Genomic DNA, 16,997 nt, shown 5'->3' on the forward strand with positions numbered 1-16,997 from the left:
GTTGTTGAGGCGATTGTGTGCGGATTACCCATTTGGGCACAGGTATTCCTGATGCCGGATAGATGTAAGCAACAACCTAAAACCTGATTCAGTGCTTGCAAAACGGAGGTAGTCCATAGATGTAAAAGGTGGCGTCGGAAATGGCGTGCTTACGGCAGAGCTCACGGGCAGAAACCCCGGCTTCAGCCTCGCGGAGGATACTGATGATCTGTTCGTCGGAAAAACGCTTCTTCATGGGGATGTCCTCATGTGGCTTATGAAGACATTACTAACATCGTGGTGTATTAATCAACGGGGAGCAGGTCAAGTGTTTTCGCTGATTGGTTTGTCATCACGACTAAAACCTATGAACATAAGTTCTTTATCGCCACTGATAGAATGAAGTTTCTCGAGCAGACTTTTGGCTTGTTTGCTCAATGGCACAAGGTGAGGGTTTTTCATTTTCGAGCCTCTGCCAGAATACTTAACTCCATCCAACTCTTGACGTTGTCCTGGGATCGTCCACAAGGAATTTTCGAAATTCACTTCGGACCAACGTGCGAACCTAAGTTCACTTGAACGGATGAAAGTCAGCAGAGTTAACTGGACTGCGATTTGCGTTATGCCTTTACCTTTATAAGCTTCAATTCGTCTTAGAAGCTCAGGTAGCTGTTCGAAGGGGAGAGCAGGGCGATGAGTGCTTTTAGGTGTTGTCACGGCACCCGAAAGGTCATAGGCGGGATTTTGGTCGATCAAAGCGTTATGGACGGCATATCGCATTATGGCTGTTATGCGTTGTTGTAAACGCGAAGCCACTTCAAGATGTCCGCTTTTCTCAGCGTTTTTTAGCGGAAGCAATAAATCACGGGTTTTGAGTTCAGTGATGTTCCGTTTACCAATAACTGGAAACAGATGAGTGATTAAGCTGTTTAACACTGTTGTTCTGTGACTATCAGACCATGTCCTGTTGCTCGAATGCCAATCTCTGGCAACCGTTTCGAATGTGAGCAAACCTTTTTCTTCAACCTTTTCAGATTTTCGCTTCTCACTAGGATCTATGTTGTTTGCGATTAGCTTTCTTGCTTCGTCTCTTCTAAGACGTGCAGTGGCAAGAGAGATTTCAGGAAAAACACCTAACGCCAACATTTTTTGTTTACCGGCAAAACGGTATTGCAGACGCCAATATTTCGAACCGCTGGGCTGAATCAGAAGGTGCATACCACCACCATCAGTCAGCTTTACCGGCTTCTCAGCAGGTTTAGCATTTCTTACTTTTACCTCAGTGAGTGCCATAGAAAACCTCCCATACTGATGGTATCTGCATTATCGAACTTACCATACCAACTGTTATACCAACAAAATGTGCAGGATGTTGATAAAAGTTATTGGAATTTGGTAGACGAAGTGATGGGGTTAACTTGCTGAATTTAGAGAATAAAATAGACTTGAGTGGACGTTTGTAGACATTAAAATGGTGTCCCCTACAGGAATCGAACCTGTAACTAGCCCTTAGGAGGGGCTTGTTATATCCGTTTAACTAAGGAGACACGGGCGCCTGTGGAAAGCGCCCGCGTAGTATACCCATTTTTCTCGTAATAATAAGGCATCAGGCTGCCGTTTGGTCGTTTCCTCGCCACTCAGGGCTTCGCGGCCTCTTTTTTCGCTGCTTCCTGCTCCTCTTTTTTCGCCTTCGCTTTCTTCTGATTACTCATATCGTTGCGGATCTGCGCGTGGCTTATCAGCGCGAAGATAAAGGTGCCGCCGAAGATGTTGCCGGCCAGTGTCGGCAGGGCGAACGGCCAGATAAATTCGTACCAGGGAATGGCGCCCGAGAACACCAGATACAGCACTTCTACCGATCCGACGACGATGTGCGTCAGGTCGCCAATTGCCACCATGTAGGTCATCAGCATGATCACCCACAGTTTGGCGGTCCCGGCAGAAGGGATCATCCAGACCATGGTGGCAATCAGCCAGCCGGAAACCATACCGCCGACAAACATACCTTCGGGGTCTTTTTTCATGATATCCATGCTGATGGTGCGAAACGCCTCGTCGGTTGCGGTATCGAAAAAGGGCACCAGATGAAACACCAGCGCCGCCAGTCCGCCGCCGATGACGTTACCCGCCAGCACGATGCCCCATAAACGCAGCAACAACAGAATGTTTCTGCCGGTCGGTTTTTGCATGATGGGTAACACGGCAGTAACGGTGTTTTCGGTAAATAACTGCTGGCGCGCCATGATCACAATAATGAACCCGACGGTATAACCGATATTTTCAATGAAGAAACGTTCCGGTGTATCGGGCAGGCGGGCGTGAAGAATGCCTTTTGCCATCAGCGAGGCGCTGATCGACAATCCGGCGGCAATTGCCGACCACAGCAACGCCTGTCCGTCGCGCTCAAGCTCTTTTTCACCTTCCATGCGGATAACTTCGTGAACGGCGGCTGCTTTCGACGGCAAGTTCTCTTCACCGGTCTCGATTTCCTTTCCCTGTGTATGTTCGTCACTGTCAACATCCTTGTCATTGTGATGCTGTTTTTCTCCGGCCATCGTTGTTCCCCAAAAGTAAAGCAAAGTGATTGCAGATATGTTCATGAGTAAGCATAGGCGAGGCAGGTGAATTATGAGCAGGTATACAAAAAAGTTACAAACCGTTAACCCATGAACCTGATGGAACATTTCAGAAGATGTTTGCCGGATTTCAGGCTTTTCAGCCGGGTAAACTGTGCCTCCCTGAGCTGCGTCGCGCCTGACGCCTGTGATATGATGCACACTTGTGAAAAATAAGAGACATCACCATGTTTGAAGCCCTTGATCTGAGCTGTGTTCGTGATGAACGAACCCTGTTTAGCGGCTTAAGTTTCACTATCGAACCGGGCGAAATGGTGCAGATCGAAGGCCGTAACGGTGCCGGTAAAACCAGTTTACTGCGTATTCTTGCCGGGCTGTCCTCTCCGGACGCCGGTGAAGTCCGCTGGCAGGGTGTGAGTACCCGCCGTCAGCGCGATATTTTCCATCAGCAGCTTCTGTACCTCGGCCATCAGCCCGGCGTAAAGTCAGTGCTTACTGCGTTTGAAAACCTTGCCTTTTATCTGTCTGTGAATGGCCCGATGGTCAGAGGTAATGCCAGCGCGGAAGCGATTTATCAGGCGCTGGAAAACGTCGGATTGCTGGGTTATGAAGATGTGACGGTGGGGCAGATGTCCGCCGGGCAGCAACGCCGCGTCGCACTGGCGCGTCTGTGGCTGAGCGATGCGCCGCTATGGATCCTCGATGAACCGCTGACCGCCATTGATAAACAAGGCGTTGCCACACTGATTGCGCTGTTTGAACAGCATGCGCAGCAGGGTGGAATGGTGTTGCTGACAACGCATCAGGATTTGCAGGGTGTTAACCGCGACGTGCGAAAACTTCGTCTGACCAGCGCAGAGCCGGTGTGACGCGAAGGGGATATAAAAGGAATGTTTACGAAAGTCCTGCGCCGCGAGCTGAAAATTGCCTTTCGCAAAAGCGCTGAAATTATCAATCCGCTGTGGTTTTTCCTGATTGTGATTACGCTGTTCCCGTTAGGGATCGGCCCTGAGCCTGAACTGCTGGCGCGCATTGCGCCCGGCATTGTCTGGGTCGCCGCGCTGTTATCTTCCCTGCTGGCGCTGGAAAGATTGTTCCGTGATGACTATCTCGATGGCACGCTCGAGCAGCTTCTGTTATTGCCTTCGCCGCTGGCACTCACGGTTCTGGGGAAAGTATGTGCTCACTGGGTGGTGACGGGGTTGCCGTTACTGATCCTTTCACCGCTGATTGCGCTGCTGCTTTCGCTGGATTTTGAGACCTGGAAAGCCGTCGCACTGACGATTTTACTGGGCACGCCGACGCTGAGTTTTATCGGTGCGATTGGTGTGGCGCTGACCGTCGGGCTGCGCAAAGGTGGCGTTCTGCTCAGTCTGCTGGTATTGCCGCTGTATATTCCGGTGCTGATTTTTGCCACCGGCGCGATTGATGCCGCCTCGATGTCGATGCCGATCGGCGGTTATCTCGCCATTCTTGGCGCGATGCTGGCAGGCAGTGCAACGTTAGCGCCTTTTGCCACCGCCGCCGCTTTGAGAGTGAGTATCCACTGACACTTTTTGCCGGTAAAAGGCGATAGCACAGAATTATTTTACGTGTCGTTACAATAGAGAAGAAAAAACGCAACCTTTGACTAACATCACACTTCTCTATAGTGAACAATAGAGCTGCCAATAATAAGTGCGGGTGATTTAACACTGACCGCGCAAGAACCCACCGAGGTTTCACGGCATATCACACAGTGACATTTTAGAGTGAGCAACGATAACAATGTGGAAATGGTTACATCAACTCGCCAGGCCTGAACGGCTTTACCACGTCTGTGGCCGGTTCATTCCCTGGCTCGGGATTGTGGGGCTTGCCTGCCTGCTGATTGGCTGGGTATGGGGTTTTGGCTATGCGCCGCCGGATTACCAGCAAGGTAACAGTTACCGGATTATGTATATTCATGTCCCGGCGGCCATCTGGTCGATGGGGATTTACAGCGGGATGGCGATCGCCGCGTTTATCGGCCTGGTGTGGCAGATGAAAATGTCCGATCTGGCGGTAGCGGCAATGGCACCGGTTGGCGCTGTTTTCACCTTTATCGCGCTGGTCACCGGCTCGGCATGGGGCAAACCGATGTGGGGCACCTGGTGGGTGTGGGATGCGCGTCTGACCTCCGAACTGGTGTTACTGTTTCTGTATCTCGGTGTGATAGCGCTGTATAACGCCTTCGACGACCGGCGTCTGGCCGGGCGTGCCGCCGGTATTCTGGTACTGGTCGGCGTGGTGAACATTCCTATCATCCATTACTCCGTACAGTGGTGGAATACGCTGCATCAGGGTTCCACCAATATGCAGCAGACCATCGACCCGAGCATGCGTTATCCGCTGCGCTGGGCGATTTTCGGTTACCTGTTCTTCTTTATTACCCTGACGCTGATGCGGTTGCGAAACCTGATTTTGGTGCAGGAACGTCTGCGTCCGTGGGTGGCCGGTCTTGTGAATAAGGAGCGTCGCGGATGAGTCCTGCATTCTCAAGCTGGCATGATTTCTTTGCGATGGGCGGCTACGCCTTTTATGTCTGGCTGTCGGTCGCTGCCACGCTGCTCTCGCTGGTTGTGCTGGTGGCGCATACCCTGATTCAGCACCGGCAAATCCTCGGCGACGTCCGTCGTCGTCAGGCACGCGAAAAACGCATCAGTCAGTCTCAGTCTAAAAAACAGCCAGGCGCACAGACGTCACCGCTGGAACCGGACACTTCCCCGGAGAAGTTATTGTGAATCCACGTCGTAAAAAGCGGCTGTCGCTGGCGCTGGTGGTGCTGATCGGTCTTGGTCTGAGCATTTCACTGGTGATGTACGCGCTGCGCTCCAACATTGATTTGTTTTATACACCCGGTGAAATCCTGCAGGGCAAAGGCGAGGACCACGAAATGCCGACGGTGGGCCAGCGCCTGCGTATCGGCGGCATGGTGATGCCCGGCTCCGTGAAACGTGACCCGAAAAGTTTGCAGGTGAGCTTTAAAATTTATGATGCGCGTGGCGCGATTGCCGTGACCTACAACGGCATCCTTCCCGACCTGTTCCGTGAAGGGCAGGGCGTGGTGGCGCAGGGTGTGATGGAACCGGGGAATGTGGTGAATGCCATTCAGGTTCTGGCAAAACACGACGAAAAATATGTGCCGCCGGAAGTTGCCGACGCCATGAAAGAAAACCACAAAGGACCGGCTTCGGCCTACGTGGGTAACGATAAAGGAAACGACCGCTCATGATGCCGGAACTGGGAACATTTGCACTCTGTCTGGCATTAGGGCTGGCGGTATTGCTGAGTATTTATCCGCAGTGGGGCGCCGCACGTCAGGATGGCCGGATGATGGCGATGGCGCGCCCGTTGTCTTACGGCATGTTTGCCTGCATCGCGCTGGCGTTCATTATTCTGGTGCATGCGTTTGTGGTGAATGATTTCACCGTCGCCTATGTTGCTAATAATTCCAACACCCACCTGCCGGTGTATTACCGCGTGGCGGCGACATGGGGAGCGCACGAAGGTTCGCTGCTGCTGTGGGTGTTATTACTCAGTTGCTGGACGCTTGCCGTGGCGCTGTTCAGCCGCCGTATGCCGCAGGATGCGGTGTCGCGCGTGCTGGCGGTGATGGGCATGATCACCGGCGGTTTCCTGCTGTTTATTCTGCTGACATCCAACCCGTTCATCCGCTCGTTGCCGAATTTCCCGGTGGACGGCAGCGACCTGAATCCGGTGTTACAGGACATCGGCCTGATATTCCATCCGCCATTGCTGTACATGGGGTATGTCGGTTTCTCTGTGGCCTTTGCTTTCGCGATTGCTTCGCTGATGGCAGGACGTCTGGATACCGCGTGGGCGCGCTGGTCGCGTCCGTGGACACAAGCCGCTTGGGTGTTTCTGACCATCGGTATCGTGCTCGGATCGGCGTGGGCATATTACGAATTAGGCTGGGGCGGCTGGTGGTTCTGGGATCCGGTTGAAAACGCCTCCTTTATGCCGTGGCTGGCGGGTACGGCGCTGATCCACTCGCTCGCCGTCACCGAAAAACGCGGGACGTTCAAAGCCTGGACGGTGCTGCTGGCCATCACTGCGTTCTCGCTGTGTCTGCTCGGGACTTTCCTGGTGCGCTCCGGCGTGCTGGTCTCGGTTCACTCGTTTGCCTCTGATCCGGCACGCGGCATGTTTATTCTCGCGTATCTGGTCATTGTGATCGGCGGTTCGCTGCTGCTGTACGCCTTTAAAGGTAACTCGGTGCGTGCTCCGAGCCGTCACGAACTGCATTCCCGCGAAAGTTATTTGCTGGGCAATAACGTATTGCTGGTAGCGGCGATGCTGGTGGTGCTGCTCGGTACGCTGCTGCCGCTTATCCACAAACAGCTCGGGCTGGGCAGTATTTCTATCGGTGAACCCTTCTTTAATACGATGTTTACCTGGCTGATGGCGCCGCTGGCGCTGTTGTTAGGCATCGGACCACTGGTGCGCTGGCGTCGTGATGAGCCCAGCAAACTGTGGCGTCGTCTGGGCGTGGCGCTGATCGTCACGCTGGTCTTGTCGATTCTTCTGCCGTGGTTGTTGCAGGATAAAATCGTCGGTATGACCGTGGTGGGGATGCTGATGTCGGTGTGGGTGATTGTACTGACGCTGATGGAACTGCACGAACGCGCCACCCATCGTCACTCATTCTGGCGCGGTCTGACCAAACTTTCCCGCAGTCACTGGGGCATGGTGCTCGGCCATCTCGGCGTGGCGGTGACGGTGATCGGCATCGCGTTTAGCCAGAATTATAGCGTTGAACGTGATGTGCGCATGAAGTCCGGCGATACCGTGGATATTCATGATTATCACTTTATCTTCCGCGACGTTCGCGACATCACCGGCCCGAACTATACCGGCGGTGAGGCGAATATTGATGTGACGCAGAACGGCAAGCAAGTCACCACGCTGCACGCCGAAAAACGCTTCTACAGCGTGGCGCGCAGCATGATGACCGAAGCGGCTATCGACGGCAATCTGGCGCGTGACCTGTATGCGGCGCTCGGCGAAGAGATGGACGATGGCTCGTGGGCGGTGCGTTTGTACTACAAACCTTTTGTCCGCTGGATCTGGCTCGGTGGCCTGTTTATGGCGGCCGGTGGCGTGCTGTGTATTCTCGACCCGCGTTATCGCATGAGTAAAAAGCTTAAGAAGCAAGGTCTGACGGAGGCTGAAGAAGCATGAACCGTAAACTTCTCTTTATTCCGCTGATTTTGTTCCTGGCGCTGGCCGCGGCTTTTCTGGTGCAACTGACCCGCAATGCCAACGGCGATGCTCCGACGCTGCTGGAATCAGCCCTGATTGGCAAACCGGTGCCGGTGTTCAAACTGGAATCGCTGGCGCAGGCGGGCAAAACCTACGATCAGTCGGTGCTGCGCGATGGCAAACCGATGCTGCTCAACGTCTGGGCGACGTGGTGTCCGACCTGCCGCGCCGAACATGATTATCTCAATACGCTGGCGGCAAAAGGTGTCCGTGTGGTCGGCCTGAACTACAAAGACGACCGGCAGAAAGCGGTCAACTGGCTGAACACACTGGGCAATCCTTACATGCTGAGTCTTTACGACGGCGACGGCATGCTGGGGTTAGATCTGGGTGTTTATGGCGCGCCGGAAACCTTCCTGATCGACGGGCAGGGCATTATCCGCTATCGCCATGCCGGTGACTTAAATGAAAAAGTCTGGCAGACCGAAGTTCTGCCGCTGTACAAAAAATACGGAGGCAATGTATGAGACTGATTTCATCGCTGCCTGCGTTGTTGCTGGGCATGCTGCTGAGTGTCAGCGCGTTCGCCTCCATCGACACGTATCAGTTCAAATCGCCGGAACAGGAACAGGCTTACCGGGACATCACGGCGCAGTTGCGTTGCCCGAAATGTCAGAACACCAATATTGCCGCGTCGGATTCGATCATCGCCGCCGATATGCGTACCAAGGTGTTTCAGTTGCTTAATGAAGGGCAGGACAGACAGCAAATCGTCGCGTATATGGTGGCGCGTTATGGCAATTTCGTGACTTACGAACCGCCGGTCACGCCCTCTACCTTTATTTTGTGGCTCGGGCCGGTGCTGGTCATTGTTATCGGCGCAGGCATGATTTTTATGCGTTCCCGCCGGGGTGCTGCGCGCACTGAAAACACGGCCACATCAATGTCAGAACAAGAGAGACAGCGCCTGGCGCAGTTACTTAAAGACAGCGACAGGAAAGGATCATGAGCATTTTTTGGCTGTGCATTGTAGTGATGCTGGTTATTGCACTGGCGCTGTTTATCGTGCCGGTTATCCGTGGCGACCGCGCGGAACACACTTCCCGCGATGCGCTGAATAAAGCGTTTTATCATCACCGTTTGACTGAGCTGGAAGAAGACGAAGCGCAGGGCGTGGTGGACGAACGTCCGGCGCATATTCAGGAATTGCAGGAAAACTTACTGACTGATATTCCGGTGGGTCAGGTGTCCGCCGCCATTCAGCCGATTGGTCGCTGGACGCTGGTGCCCGGTGCTATTTTGCTGGTGATGATCACGCTCGGTTTGTATCTCTACGCCGGTGGTCTGGGGCAGGTGAGTGCGTGGAATCAGGTCATGCAGCGTATGCCCGATTTACGCCATCGCATTGCTGATGACCACGGCGCGCCGCTGACCGCCACCGACGTGCAGGATTTAGGGCTCGGATTGCGTACCGATTTGCAGGCAAATCCGCATAATATCCAGGACTGGGTGATGCTTGGCCGTGTAGGGATGGCGCTCAATAATGCCGCCACCGCCACGCAGGCTTATGCCCACGCTTATCAGCTCGCGCCGGATGATATGTCAGTCAAACTCGGTTATGCCGAAGTGTTAACCCGTTCGTCCGATCCGCAGGATAACCTTACCGGCGGCAACCTTTTGCGCAGTATGCTGGAAAAATCTCAGGGTGATCTGCGTGTATTAAGTCTGCTGGCCTATAATGAATATGAACAGGGACACTACCCGCAAGCCATTGGCGCGTGGGAAGTTATGCAGAAAATCCTGCCAGCCGGTGACAAACGCCTGGAAATGGTCAACGCCAGCATTGCGCAGGCAAAACAAAAAGCGGGGCTGGATCAGGTTAAACTGGCGGTCAATGTCACGCTTTCTGCTGAGGCTCAGGTGAAACTTCCGCAGAATGGCACGGTCTTTATTTCGGTGACAGATGGCAGCAGTCCGGTGCCGGTTGCGGTGAAAAAGCTGCCGCTGAGTCGCTTCCCGCTGGCGATCACTGTCGATGACAGCAACGCAATGATGCCGGAACGCTTGCTTTCTTCGCTGCATCAATTAAAAGTACGCGTTCGTATTTCACAAAATGGTCTGGCAACGCCAGCCTCAGGTGACTGGTACGGCGACAGTCCGCTGACTGATTTTTCCGGCAACGGTCAGGTCAGCATTGAGATTAATCAGCAGGTTCCTTAATCAGGAACCGACGATCAAAAACAGGGAGATATCCATGAACTTACGCCTGACTGGGCTGGCGTTTGCGACAGTTTTACTGGTCGGTTGTGCCGGCACATCCGGATCATCGGACAGCGAACAGCAGGGACGTTCTGATCCGCTCGAAGGTTTCAACCGGGTGATGTTCGACTTCAACTATAACTATATGGATCCGTATCTTGTGCGCCCTGTCGCGGTGGCGTGGCGTGATTACGTGCCGCAACCGGCGCGTAACGGTACCAGCAACTTCCTGAGCAACCTGGATGAACCGGCCAGCATGGTTAACTCCTTGCTGAAAGGCGATCCGTACCGTGCAGCGATCCACTTTAACCGCTTCTTCCTGAACACCATTTTAGGGATGGGGGGACTGATCGACGTCGCCGGGATGGCGAACCCGAAACTGGCGCGTGAAGAGGCGCAGGGCTTTGGCAGCACGCTTGGCCATTACGGCGTGGGTTACGGCCCGTATGTGGTTCTGCCAGGTTACGGCAGCGCGACAATTCGTGATGAAGGTGGTGATCTGGTTGATGATTTGTATCCGATGCTCAGCTATCTGACATTCTGGATGTCAGCCGGTAAATGGGTACTGGAAGGGGTGGAAACCCGTGCAGAACTGCTCGATTCTGATGGCCTGATCCGTAACTCTTCTGATCCGTATCTGTTTATACGTGAGGCTTACTTCCAGCGTCATGATTTTCTGGCAAGAGGCGGTCAGCTGATGCCGCAGGAAAACCCGAACGCCGCACTGATTCAGGGCGACCTGAAAGATATCGACTCGGAATAACCGTTCCGGACACACAAAAAAAGCGCCTTCTGGCGCTTTTTTTATATCAGGCGTATCACTCAGTTCATCAGAAGCTGTAGTTAAAGTTCGCGCCGTACAGCATGGCGGTCCCTTTGGCCTGGTATTCGTAATTCGGTACACCATCAGCGACTTTCTCACTGATGTTCACCGTCTGGCCATGCATATAGGAGACACCGACGTCCACAGATGCGTCTTTATTGAAGGCGTAAGTGGTACCGGCTGAAATCCAGAAGCGATCCTGATCCGGGATAGAAATGGTGCGGTTATCTGCCGGAACCGGGCTGTCATCAAAGGCGATACCGGTACGGAACGTCCAGTTATCGTCGTAGTAGTAGGTGGTACCCAACGCGATGCGGTAAGCATCATGAAAGCCTTCATCTTTCTGGAACAGCGTCTGGCCGTTAGAACCGGTGGCTTTCAGCTCCTGGAACTGGCTCCAGCTGGTGTAAGCCAGGCTGTAGTGAATCGCCCATTTTGGTGCCACACGGTTATAACCGGACACTTCCCACATTTCTGGCAGGTTCAGGGTCAGGGAACCCGGAACAGTTTGACCGCCAGTCCCGCCTAAGGCTTTTGGAATGCCGTTGCGGTATTCGCCATCGAAGTCAATTTTGACTTCAGAACGGTAGGTGAAGCCGTAGCGGTTATTATCATCCACTTCATACAGGATACCGGCGTTCCAGCCGTAGCCCCACTCATTGCCTTTCAGCTTGGCGGCTTCCGTATCCGCAGGCAGCCGGCCACCGGTTTGAATTGGCACCAGTTCACCGGCGGTACGACGGAATTTAGCTTTCGCGTAAACGGCATCAAAGCCCAGGCCGAAGCTGAAATGCTGGTTCAAACGGTAAGCAACGCTTAAGTTAGTGTTGACGGTAGTGAGGTCAGTTTCGCCGCCGATCGGGCCTGCCGGATAATTATCGCTGAATTCTGTCGCCAGACCATAGTTTGACGTAGCTGATGCACCGACGGCCCATTGATCATTGAGCGGCATAATAAAGTGCAGGTTCGGTACCCACTGATTCGGTGCAATGTTATCCGCATCAGTGCTCTGACCTGTAACCGGCGAGTTGCCCGTCACTTTGACATCCGGGTCGATATAAATCGCGCCCGCGGAGAAGGAAGGACGATCAAACATGGTCATGGTTGCCGGGTTACGGCTCCCGGATGCCGCGGTGTCAGCGATGGCACCTTCACCCGAGAAAGAGCGACCTAAACCCGCAGCGGTATATTCATTTAACTGAAAACCTGCTGCATATACGTTGGAGGAAACAATTGCCACTGCAGCTGCCAGAGCTGATCTTTTAAACAGGTTTTTCTGGTTCATGACCAAAACCTCAATTTTATGTTTTTTATCAAACAATGTTACATGGAGTAACAATGAGCGCGGGATTGTAGGGTCCGTTATCAGTCTGACAAATCAGACCAGTGAGCGAAGTATAGGTCTGACCTGTGGTGAAGTTGCAATAATGTTTCGTTGATATTTCTTATTTGATGCAAGAAATTGGATCTGCTTAACAAAAAACAAACAATAAAAGTTCAATTAAGAAACGTTAAAGTGAGAACAATAACGCTGTAATCATCGATTACTTACATATACGTGATCTGGATCACCTGAAAGGCACATAATAAGTAAGTGCTAGTGTGTTGTCAGAGAGGTGGCGTAAAATACAGGCTGGAAATAAAACTTTATTCGCAAACAGGCCAGACGGTGGATGTTGCCGTTGGTGCCGGGGAGAAATTATGTCTGACGTAACCATGTCCTCTAAATCCACTCAACCTCTGCATTCCATCAACAAATGTGGTGCGGAAGAAACCGCAGCCTGCTGTTGTGTAGATGTGGGTACCATCATGGACAACACTGATTGCACTGCTTCTTACAGCCGCGTTTTCGAAACCGAAGCCCAGGCGAAAGAAACCCTGCAAGCCCTGACCGAACGTGCCCGCGGCGTAGAATCTGAGCCGTGCGAAATCACCAGCCGTATCGAAAAAGTGGCAGGCGGTGTTGAACTGAATATCGATTTTACTTTCAGCTGTCAGGCTGAAACGATGATCTTCCAGCTCGGGCTGCGTTAATCCCCGTCATACTTTGAGCCGCAGATGCGTTGGCTGCACTCAGTAACCCGAATCACTGACTTATGTCAGCTCATCGGGATTACTTCGATTGCCGCCTTCCTGCGACTCAAATTATTTAGGGGAAGTTGTAATACCGCTTAAATAAGCGGTATTTTTTTGTCTGCTATTTCTGCCTGCCGCCTTTCTTCTCATTCTTATTTCAGAAAAATTTGCTGTTGCTCGCACTTCATTGCCTTTCACTTTGCCAAATGTAAATACATAGTTAAAACTGAGTTATCAGGTCTGACCTCTTAGGACCCTATTTTTCTCAGGAGCTCGTATGAATAACGTTATTCCACTGGTGACGCGTGAGGGTGATCGCATTGCGATTGTCGACGGCTTGCGCACGCCGTTTGCCAAACAGGCCACCGCTTATCACGGCATTCCTGCTGTCGATCTCGGCAAAATTGTGGTCAGTGAGCTGCTGGCAAAAAGTGGGATAGACCCGAAGCACATCGACCAGCTGGTTTTCGGCCAGGTAGTCCAGATGCCGGAAGCGCCGAATATCGCCCGCGAAATTGTGCTCGGCACCGGCATGAATGTGTCGACCGATGCGTACAGCGTTTCACGTGCCTGCGCCACCAGTTTTCAGGCGGTCGCCAACGTGGCCGAAAGCATTATGAGCGGCATGGTGCAGGTCGGGATCGCAGGCGGAGCGGATTCTTCTTCAGTACTGCCGATTGGCGTCAGCAAACGTCTCGCCCGCGCCCTGGTGGATGTTAATAAAGCGCGCACTCTGTCGCAGCGCCTTTCCATTTTCAGCAAACTGAAACTGCGTGATTTATTGCCGGTGCCGCCGGCAGTAGCCGAATATTCTACCGGTCTGCGCATGGGGGATACCGCTGAGCAGATGGCGAAAAGCCACAATATCAGCCGTGCGCAGCAGGATGAGCTGGCGCACCGTTCCCATACGCTGGCTGCACAGGCGTGGGAGCAGGGTTATTTAAGCTCGCAGGTGATGGCAGCGCAGATTCCGCCTTACCGCGAAGTGCTGCAAAAAGACAACAACATCCGCCTGAATTCTGAAATCAGCCAGTACGCCAAATTACGTCCGGCGTTTGACCGCAAACACGGCACTGTTACCGCTGCCACCAGCACGCCGCTGACTGACGGTGCGGCGGCGGTATTAATGATGAGTGAATCCCGTGCGCGTGAACTGGGCCTTGAACCTCTCGGCTACCTGAAAAGTTTCGCATTTGCTGCCATCGACGTCTGGGAAGATATGCTTCTCGGGCCTGCTTATGCCACGCCGCTGGCGCTGGACCGCGCAGGGCTGACGCTGGGTGATTTGGATCTTATCGATATGCACGAAGCGTTTGCCGCGCAGACGCTGGCGAATATCAAAATGTTAGCCAGTGATGAATTCGCCCGCGAAAAACTCGGGCGCAGTCAGGCAGTTGGCGAAATAGACTGGGATAAATTCAATGTTCTGGGCGGTTCACTGGCCTACGGACATCCTTTTGCGGCCACCGGCGCACGCATGATTACGCAAACGCTGCACGAATTACGCCGTCGGGGAGGCCGTTACGGGCTGACGACGGCTTGCGCAGCGGGCGGCCTGGGTGCGGCAATGATTCTGGAGGCCGCGCAATGAGAGATAATATGGAAAATCTGAATCCGGCAGATACGGAAGCTGCCGAACCGGCTTCTGCTTTTTCGCTGATGTTTACTGCTGAACACGTGGGGATTATCACTATCGATGTTCCCGGTGAAAAAGTGAATACCTTAAGGGCTGAATTTGCTCAGCAAATCTGTGCCATTTTGCAAAAAGCGCAGCAGTATCCCAATCTGAAAGGTCTGGTGCTGATTTCCGGCAAACCGGACTCGTTCATTGCCGGTGCGGATATCACGATGATTTCCGGTTGCCGGACCGCTGCCGAAGCCAGTGAACTGGCGCAAAAGGGCCAGACGGTGATGTCGCAGATTGCGTCCTTTTCCGTGCCGGTGGTGGCGGCCATTCATGGTAGCTGTCTCGGCGGTGGTCTGGAACTTGCGCTGGCGTGCCATGCCCGCGTGTGTTCGCTGGATGAAAAAACGCAACTCGGCCTGCCGGAAGTACAACTGGGTTTACTGCCGGGTTCCGGGGGTACGCAGCGGCTTCCGCGGCTTATCGGCGCGCCTAAAGCGCTGGAGTTGATGTTAACCGGTCGCAGTGTTCGCGCGAAGCAGGCGCTGAGAATGGGGCTGGTGGATGACGCAGTACCGTATTCTATTTTGCTGCAAACGGCGCTGGAACGTGTGGCAAAAGGACGTAAATCACGTCCGCCATTGCCGTGGCAGGCACGTCTGGCCGGTGGCCCGTTGGGCAAAAGTTTGCTGTTCCATTTTGTGCGCAAACAGACGCGGGCAAAAACGCACGGCAATTATCCTGCCACCGAAAAAATCATAGATGTGGTGAAAACCGGGCTGGATCAGGGCAGTGGTAGCGGCTATCAGGCGGAAGCTAAAGCCTTTGGGGAGCTGGTGATGACGCCGGAATCTGCGGCATTGCGCGGCCTGTTTTTCGCTTCCACCGCGCTGAAAAAAGAAAAGGGTGGCGATGCCGAACCCTTGCCGGTTCGCCGTGCAGGTATTCTCGGTGGTGGCCTGATGGGCGGCGGTATCGCGAATGTGACTGCCACCAAAGCCGGTCTGCCGGTGCGTATTAAAGACATTAATCACGAAGGCATCCGTCATGCCCTGAAATACAGCTGGGATTTGCTGGAGAAAAAGGTGCGAGGCCGCAGGCTGACCCGCAACGAACAGCAACGGCAGATGATGCTGATTTCCGGCACCACGGATTACAGCGGTTTTGCGCAGATTGATATCGTGGTGGAAGCGGTGTTTGAGGATTTATTGCTCAAGCAAGCCATGGTGGCAGAAATCGAGCAAAATGCTGCCCCCCATACGATTTTTGCCTCAAACACTTCTTCTCTGCCCATTCATAAGATTGCAGAGCAGGCTGACAGGCCGGAACAGGTGATCGGACTGCACTATTTCAGCCCGGTGGATAAAATGCCGCTGGTGGAAGTGATCCCGCATGCGGGCACCAGTGCGCAGACGATTTCGACAACGGTCTCGCTGGCCAGGAAACAGGGGAAAACGGCGATTGTGGTGGGCGACAGTGCCGGATTCTACGTAAACCGCATTCTTGCGCCTTACATCAATGAAGCGGCGCGTTGCTTACTGGCTGGTGAACCGGTCGATCACATCGACAAAGCGCTGGTGAATTTTGGTTTCCCGGTCGGGCCCATCCAGTTGCTGGATGAAGTGGGCATTGATGTCGGCACAAAAATTGGTCCGATTCTGGTGGACGCTTTTGGTGAGCGTTTTGCCGCACCCTCCGGTTTTGATGCAGTGCTGAAAGACGACCGAAAAGGGCGTAAGAACGGTAAAGGTTTCTACCTTTACGGGCAGAAAGGGCGGGCGACGAAGAAGAAACAGGTCGATCCGGCGATTTACCGTCTGCTGAATGTCACGCCAAAAGTGCAGCAATCAGAAGATGAGATCGCCCACCGTTGTGTGATGCTGATGCTCAACGAAGCCGTACGTTGTCTGGATGAAAACGTGATCCGCAGTGCGCGGGATGGCGATCTTGGTGCCGTGTTCGGAATTGGCTTCCCGCCATTCCTTGGGGGACCGTTCCGTTACATGGACCAGTTGGGCATCGCCAGTGTGGTGAAGACACTGGAGCGACTGGCGCATCAGTATGGTGAGCGCTTCACCCCATGCGAAGGGCTATTACGTCGGGCGCATCAGGGAGAACTGTTCTGTTCAGATAGCGGGACAGGCGATAAGGTCAGTAAAGTGTGATTGTGGTCACTGCTTATTGCTGAGTTTCGCGAGAATCTGGAACGGATCATGCTTCATGCTTCATGCTTGCAGTCAGACAAATGCCCGCGGGATCTTTTTTATGGTGGGAATGACTTTGTACAGAAACAATCCCAAGCGATTGATCTACAACCTGAGTGGTTAAAAAATCGCCTGAATAGTTTACAAGCGGTAAGGGTTGGTGTAAAAAACAGCGTTTTCTTTACGTGAAGTTTCAGGCAAAATGCCCGACC

The 16,997-nt window shown here is 53.3% G+C and carries 15 protein-coding genes, 1 tRNA gene and 2 pseudogenes; 13 read left to right on the plus strand and 5 right to left on the minus strand.

Going from position 1 to position 16,997, the window contains the following annotated elements:
* Positions 1-115 precede the first annotated feature (115 nt).
* From LC431_RS16505 to LC431_RS16520, 4 genes and pseudogenes are all read right to left on the minus strand, one after another.
* A pseudogene (locus tag LC431_RS16505) lies at positions 116-235 on the minus strand (transposase); the annotation flags it as partial.
* Positions 236-306: 71 nt separating this feature from the next.
* Positions 307-1,272, minus strand: a pseudogene (locus LC431_RS16510) (tyrosine-type recombinase/integrase); the annotation flags it as partial.
* Between the two features lie 179 nt (positions 1,273-1,451).
* Positions 1,452-1,526 (minus strand) — tRNA-Arg (locus LC431_RS16515).
* 90 nt (positions 1,527-1,616) lie between these two features.
* Complete coding sequence (locus tag LC431_RS16520) at positions 1,617-2,534, minus strand: formate/nitrite transporter family protein (protein ID WP_013574521.1); 918 nt, start codon at positions 2,532-2,534, stop codon at positions 1,617-1,619.
* A gap of 248 nt (positions 2,535-2,782) precedes the next feature.
* On the opposite strand from LC431_RS16520, the gene ccmA reads away from it, so the two are divergent.
* The 10 genes from ccmA (at position 2,783) to mlaA (ending at position 10,821) form a co-directional block, all read left to right on the plus strand.
* A complete protein-coding gene (ccmA, locus tag LC431_RS16525) occupies positions 2,783-3,424 on the plus strand; it encodes a cytochrome c biogenesis heme-transporting ATPase CcmA (RefSeq protein ID WP_013574522.1) in 642 nt (213 codons plus the stop codon).
* Positions 3,425-3,445: 21 nt separating this feature from the next.
* Positions 3,446-4,105: a heme exporter protein CcmB gene (ccmB, locus tag LC431_RS16530; protein ID WP_013574523.1), complete on the plus strand. Its 660-nt coding sequence runs from the start codon at positions 3,446-3,448 to the stop codon at positions 4,103-4,105.
* 217 nt (positions 4,106-4,322) lie between these two features.
* On the plus strand, positions 4,323-5,060 hold the full coding sequence (locus tag LC431_RS16535; RefSeq protein ID WP_013574524.1) for a heme ABC transporter permease: 738 nt from the start codon (positions 4,323-4,325) through the stop codon (positions 5,058-5,060).
* Positions 5,057-5,317, plus strand: a complete 261-nt coding sequence (gene ccmD / locus LC431_RS16540; RefSeq protein ID WP_013574525.1) for a heme exporter protein CcmD — start codon at positions 5,057-5,059, stop codon at positions 5,315-5,317. The genes LC431_RS16535 and ccmD overlap by 4 nt, the downstream gene beginning before the upstream one ends.
* Positions 5,314-5,808 carry a cytochrome c maturation protein CcmE gene (gene ccmE / locus LC431_RS16545; protein ID WP_013574526.1) on the plus strand — a complete coding sequence of 165 codons (495 nt, stop codon included), beginning with the start codon at positions 5,314-5,316 and terminating at the stop codon, positions 5,806-5,808. Before ccmD ends, ccmE begins: the two co-directional genes overlap by 4 nt.
* On the plus strand, positions 5,805-7,778 hold the full coding sequence (locus LC431_RS16550) for a heme lyase CcmF/NrfE family subunit (RefSeq protein ID WP_223510099.1): 1,974 nt from the start codon (positions 5,805-5,807) through the stop codon (positions 7,776-7,778). The genes ccmE and LC431_RS16550 overlap by 4 nt, the downstream gene beginning before the upstream one ends.
* Entirely contained in the window at positions 7,775-8,326 is a 552-nt protein-coding gene (locus LC431_RS16555) for a DsbE family thiol:disulfide interchange protein (protein ID WP_223510100.1), read from the plus strand. Before LC431_RS16550 ends, LC431_RS16555 begins: the two co-directional genes overlap by 4 nt.
* Complete coding sequence (locus tag LC431_RS16560; RefSeq protein WP_013574529.1) at positions 8,323-8,808, plus strand: cytochrome c-type biogenesis protein; 486 nt, start codon at positions 8,323-8,325, stop codon at positions 8,806-8,808. The genes LC431_RS16555 and LC431_RS16560 overlap by 4 nt, the downstream gene beginning before the upstream one ends.
* Positions 8,805-10,019, plus strand: a complete 1,215-nt coding sequence (gene ccmI / locus LC431_RS16565; RefSeq protein ID WP_223510101.1) for a c-type cytochrome biogenesis protein CcmI — start codon at positions 8,805-8,807, stop codon at positions 10,017-10,019. The genes LC431_RS16560 and ccmI overlap by 4 nt, the downstream gene beginning before the upstream one ends.
* 34 nt (positions 10,020-10,053) lie before the next feature.
* Positions 10,054-10,821, plus strand: coding sequence for a phospholipid-binding lipoprotein MlaA (mlaA, locus tag LC431_RS16570; RefSeq protein ID WP_013574531.1), 768 nt, complete (start codon positions 10,054-10,056; stop codon positions 10,819-10,821).
* A 67-nt stretch (positions 10,822-10,888) separates the two neighbouring features.
* Here mlaA and fadL read toward each other — a convergent pair whose 3' ends face one another.
* Positions 10,889-12,166 carry a long-chain fatty acid transporter FadL gene (gene fadL / locus LC431_RS16575; protein WP_013574532.1) on the minus strand — a complete coding sequence of 426 codons (1,278 nt, stop codon included), beginning with the start codon at positions 12,164-12,166 and terminating at the stop codon, positions 10,889-10,891.
* 416 nt (positions 12,167-12,582) lie between these two features.
* Here fadL and LC431_RS16580 point away from each other — a divergent pair, with 416 nt between their 5' ends.
* The 3 genes from LC431_RS16580 to fadJ all read left to right on the plus strand — a co-directional run bounded on the left by LC431_RS16580 (position 12,583) and on the right by fadJ (position 16,746).
* On the plus strand, positions 12,583-12,915 hold the full coding sequence (locus LC431_RS16580; protein ID WP_013574533.1) for a YfcZ/YiiS family protein: 333 nt from the start codon (positions 12,583-12,585) through the stop codon (positions 12,913-12,915).
* Positions 12,916-13,234: 319 nt separating this feature from the next.
* Positions 13,235-14,548 carry an acetyl-CoA C-acyltransferase FadI gene (gene fadI, locus LC431_RS16585; RefSeq protein WP_013574534.1) on the plus strand — a complete coding sequence of 438 codons (1,314 nt, stop codon included), beginning with the start codon at positions 13,235-13,237 and terminating at the stop codon, positions 14,546-14,548.
* Positions 14,545-16,746 (plus strand): fatty acid oxidation complex subunit alpha FadJ, encoded by a 2,202-nt coding sequence (fadJ, locus tag LC431_RS16590; RefSeq protein WP_223510102.1) that lies wholly within the window; start codon positions 14,545-14,547, stop codon positions 16,744-16,746. The genes fadI and fadJ overlap by 4 nt, the downstream gene beginning before the upstream one ends.
* Positions 16,747-16,997: the final 251 nt, after the last annotated feature.

Source organism: Rahnella sp. GSA61A, from assembly GCF_019969905.1.
Taxonomy (GTDB): domain Bacteria; phylum Pseudomonadota; class Gammaproteobacteria; order Enterobacterales; family Enterobacteriaceae; genus Rahnella; species Rahnella aceris.

Coding starts and splice junctions, on each gene's coding strand:
- LC431_RS16520 (WP_013574521.1), bottom strand. CDS start 2,534: ATGGCCGGAGAAAAACAGCATCACAATGACAAGGATGTTGACAGTGAC.
- ccmA (WP_013574522.1), top strand. CDS start 2,783: ATGTTTGAAGCCCTTGATCTGAGCTGTGTTCGTGATGAACGAACCCTG.
- ccmB (WP_013574523.1), top strand. CDS start 3,446: ATGTTTACGAAAGTCCTGCGCCGCGAGCTGAAAATTGCCTTTCGCAAA.
- LC431_RS16535 (WP_013574524.1), top strand. CDS start 4,323: ATGTGGAAATGGTTACATCAACTCGCCAGGCCTGAACGGCTTTACCAC.
- ccmD (WP_013574525.1), top strand. CDS start 5,057: ATGAGTCCTGCATTCTCAAGCTGGCATGATTTCTTTGCGATGGGCGGC.
- LC431_RS16550 (WP_223510099.1), top strand. CDS start 5,805: ATGATGCCGGAACTGGGAACATTTGCACTCTGTCTGGCATTAGGGCTG.
- LC431_RS16555 (WP_223510100.1), top strand. CDS start 7,775: ATGAACCGTAAACTTCTCTTTATTCCGCTGATTTTGTTCCTGGCGCTG.
- LC431_RS16560 (WP_013574529.1), top strand. CDS start 8,323: ATGAGACTGATTTCATCGCTGCCTGCGTTGTTGCTGGGCATGCTGCTG.
- ccmI (WP_223510101.1), top strand. CDS start 8,805: ATGAGCATTTTTTGGCTGTGCATTGTAGTGATGCTGGTTATTGCACTG.
- mlaA (WP_013574531.1), top strand. CDS start 10,054: ATGAACTTACGCCTGACTGGGCTGGCGTTTGCGACAGTTTTACTGGTC.
- fadL (WP_013574532.1), bottom strand. CDS start 12,166: ATGAACCAGAAAAACCTGTTTAAAAGATCAGCTCTGGCAGCTGCAGTG.
- LC431_RS16580 (WP_013574533.1), top strand. CDS start 12,583: ATGTCTGACGTAACCATGTCCTCTAAATCCACTCAACCTCTGCATTCC.
- fadI (WP_013574534.1), top strand. CDS start 13,235: ATGAATAACGTTATTCCACTGGTGACGCGTGAGGGTGATCGCATTGCG.
- fadJ (WP_223510102.1), top strand. CDS start 14,545: ATGAGAGATAATATGGAAAATCTGAATCCGGCAGATACGGAAGCTGCC.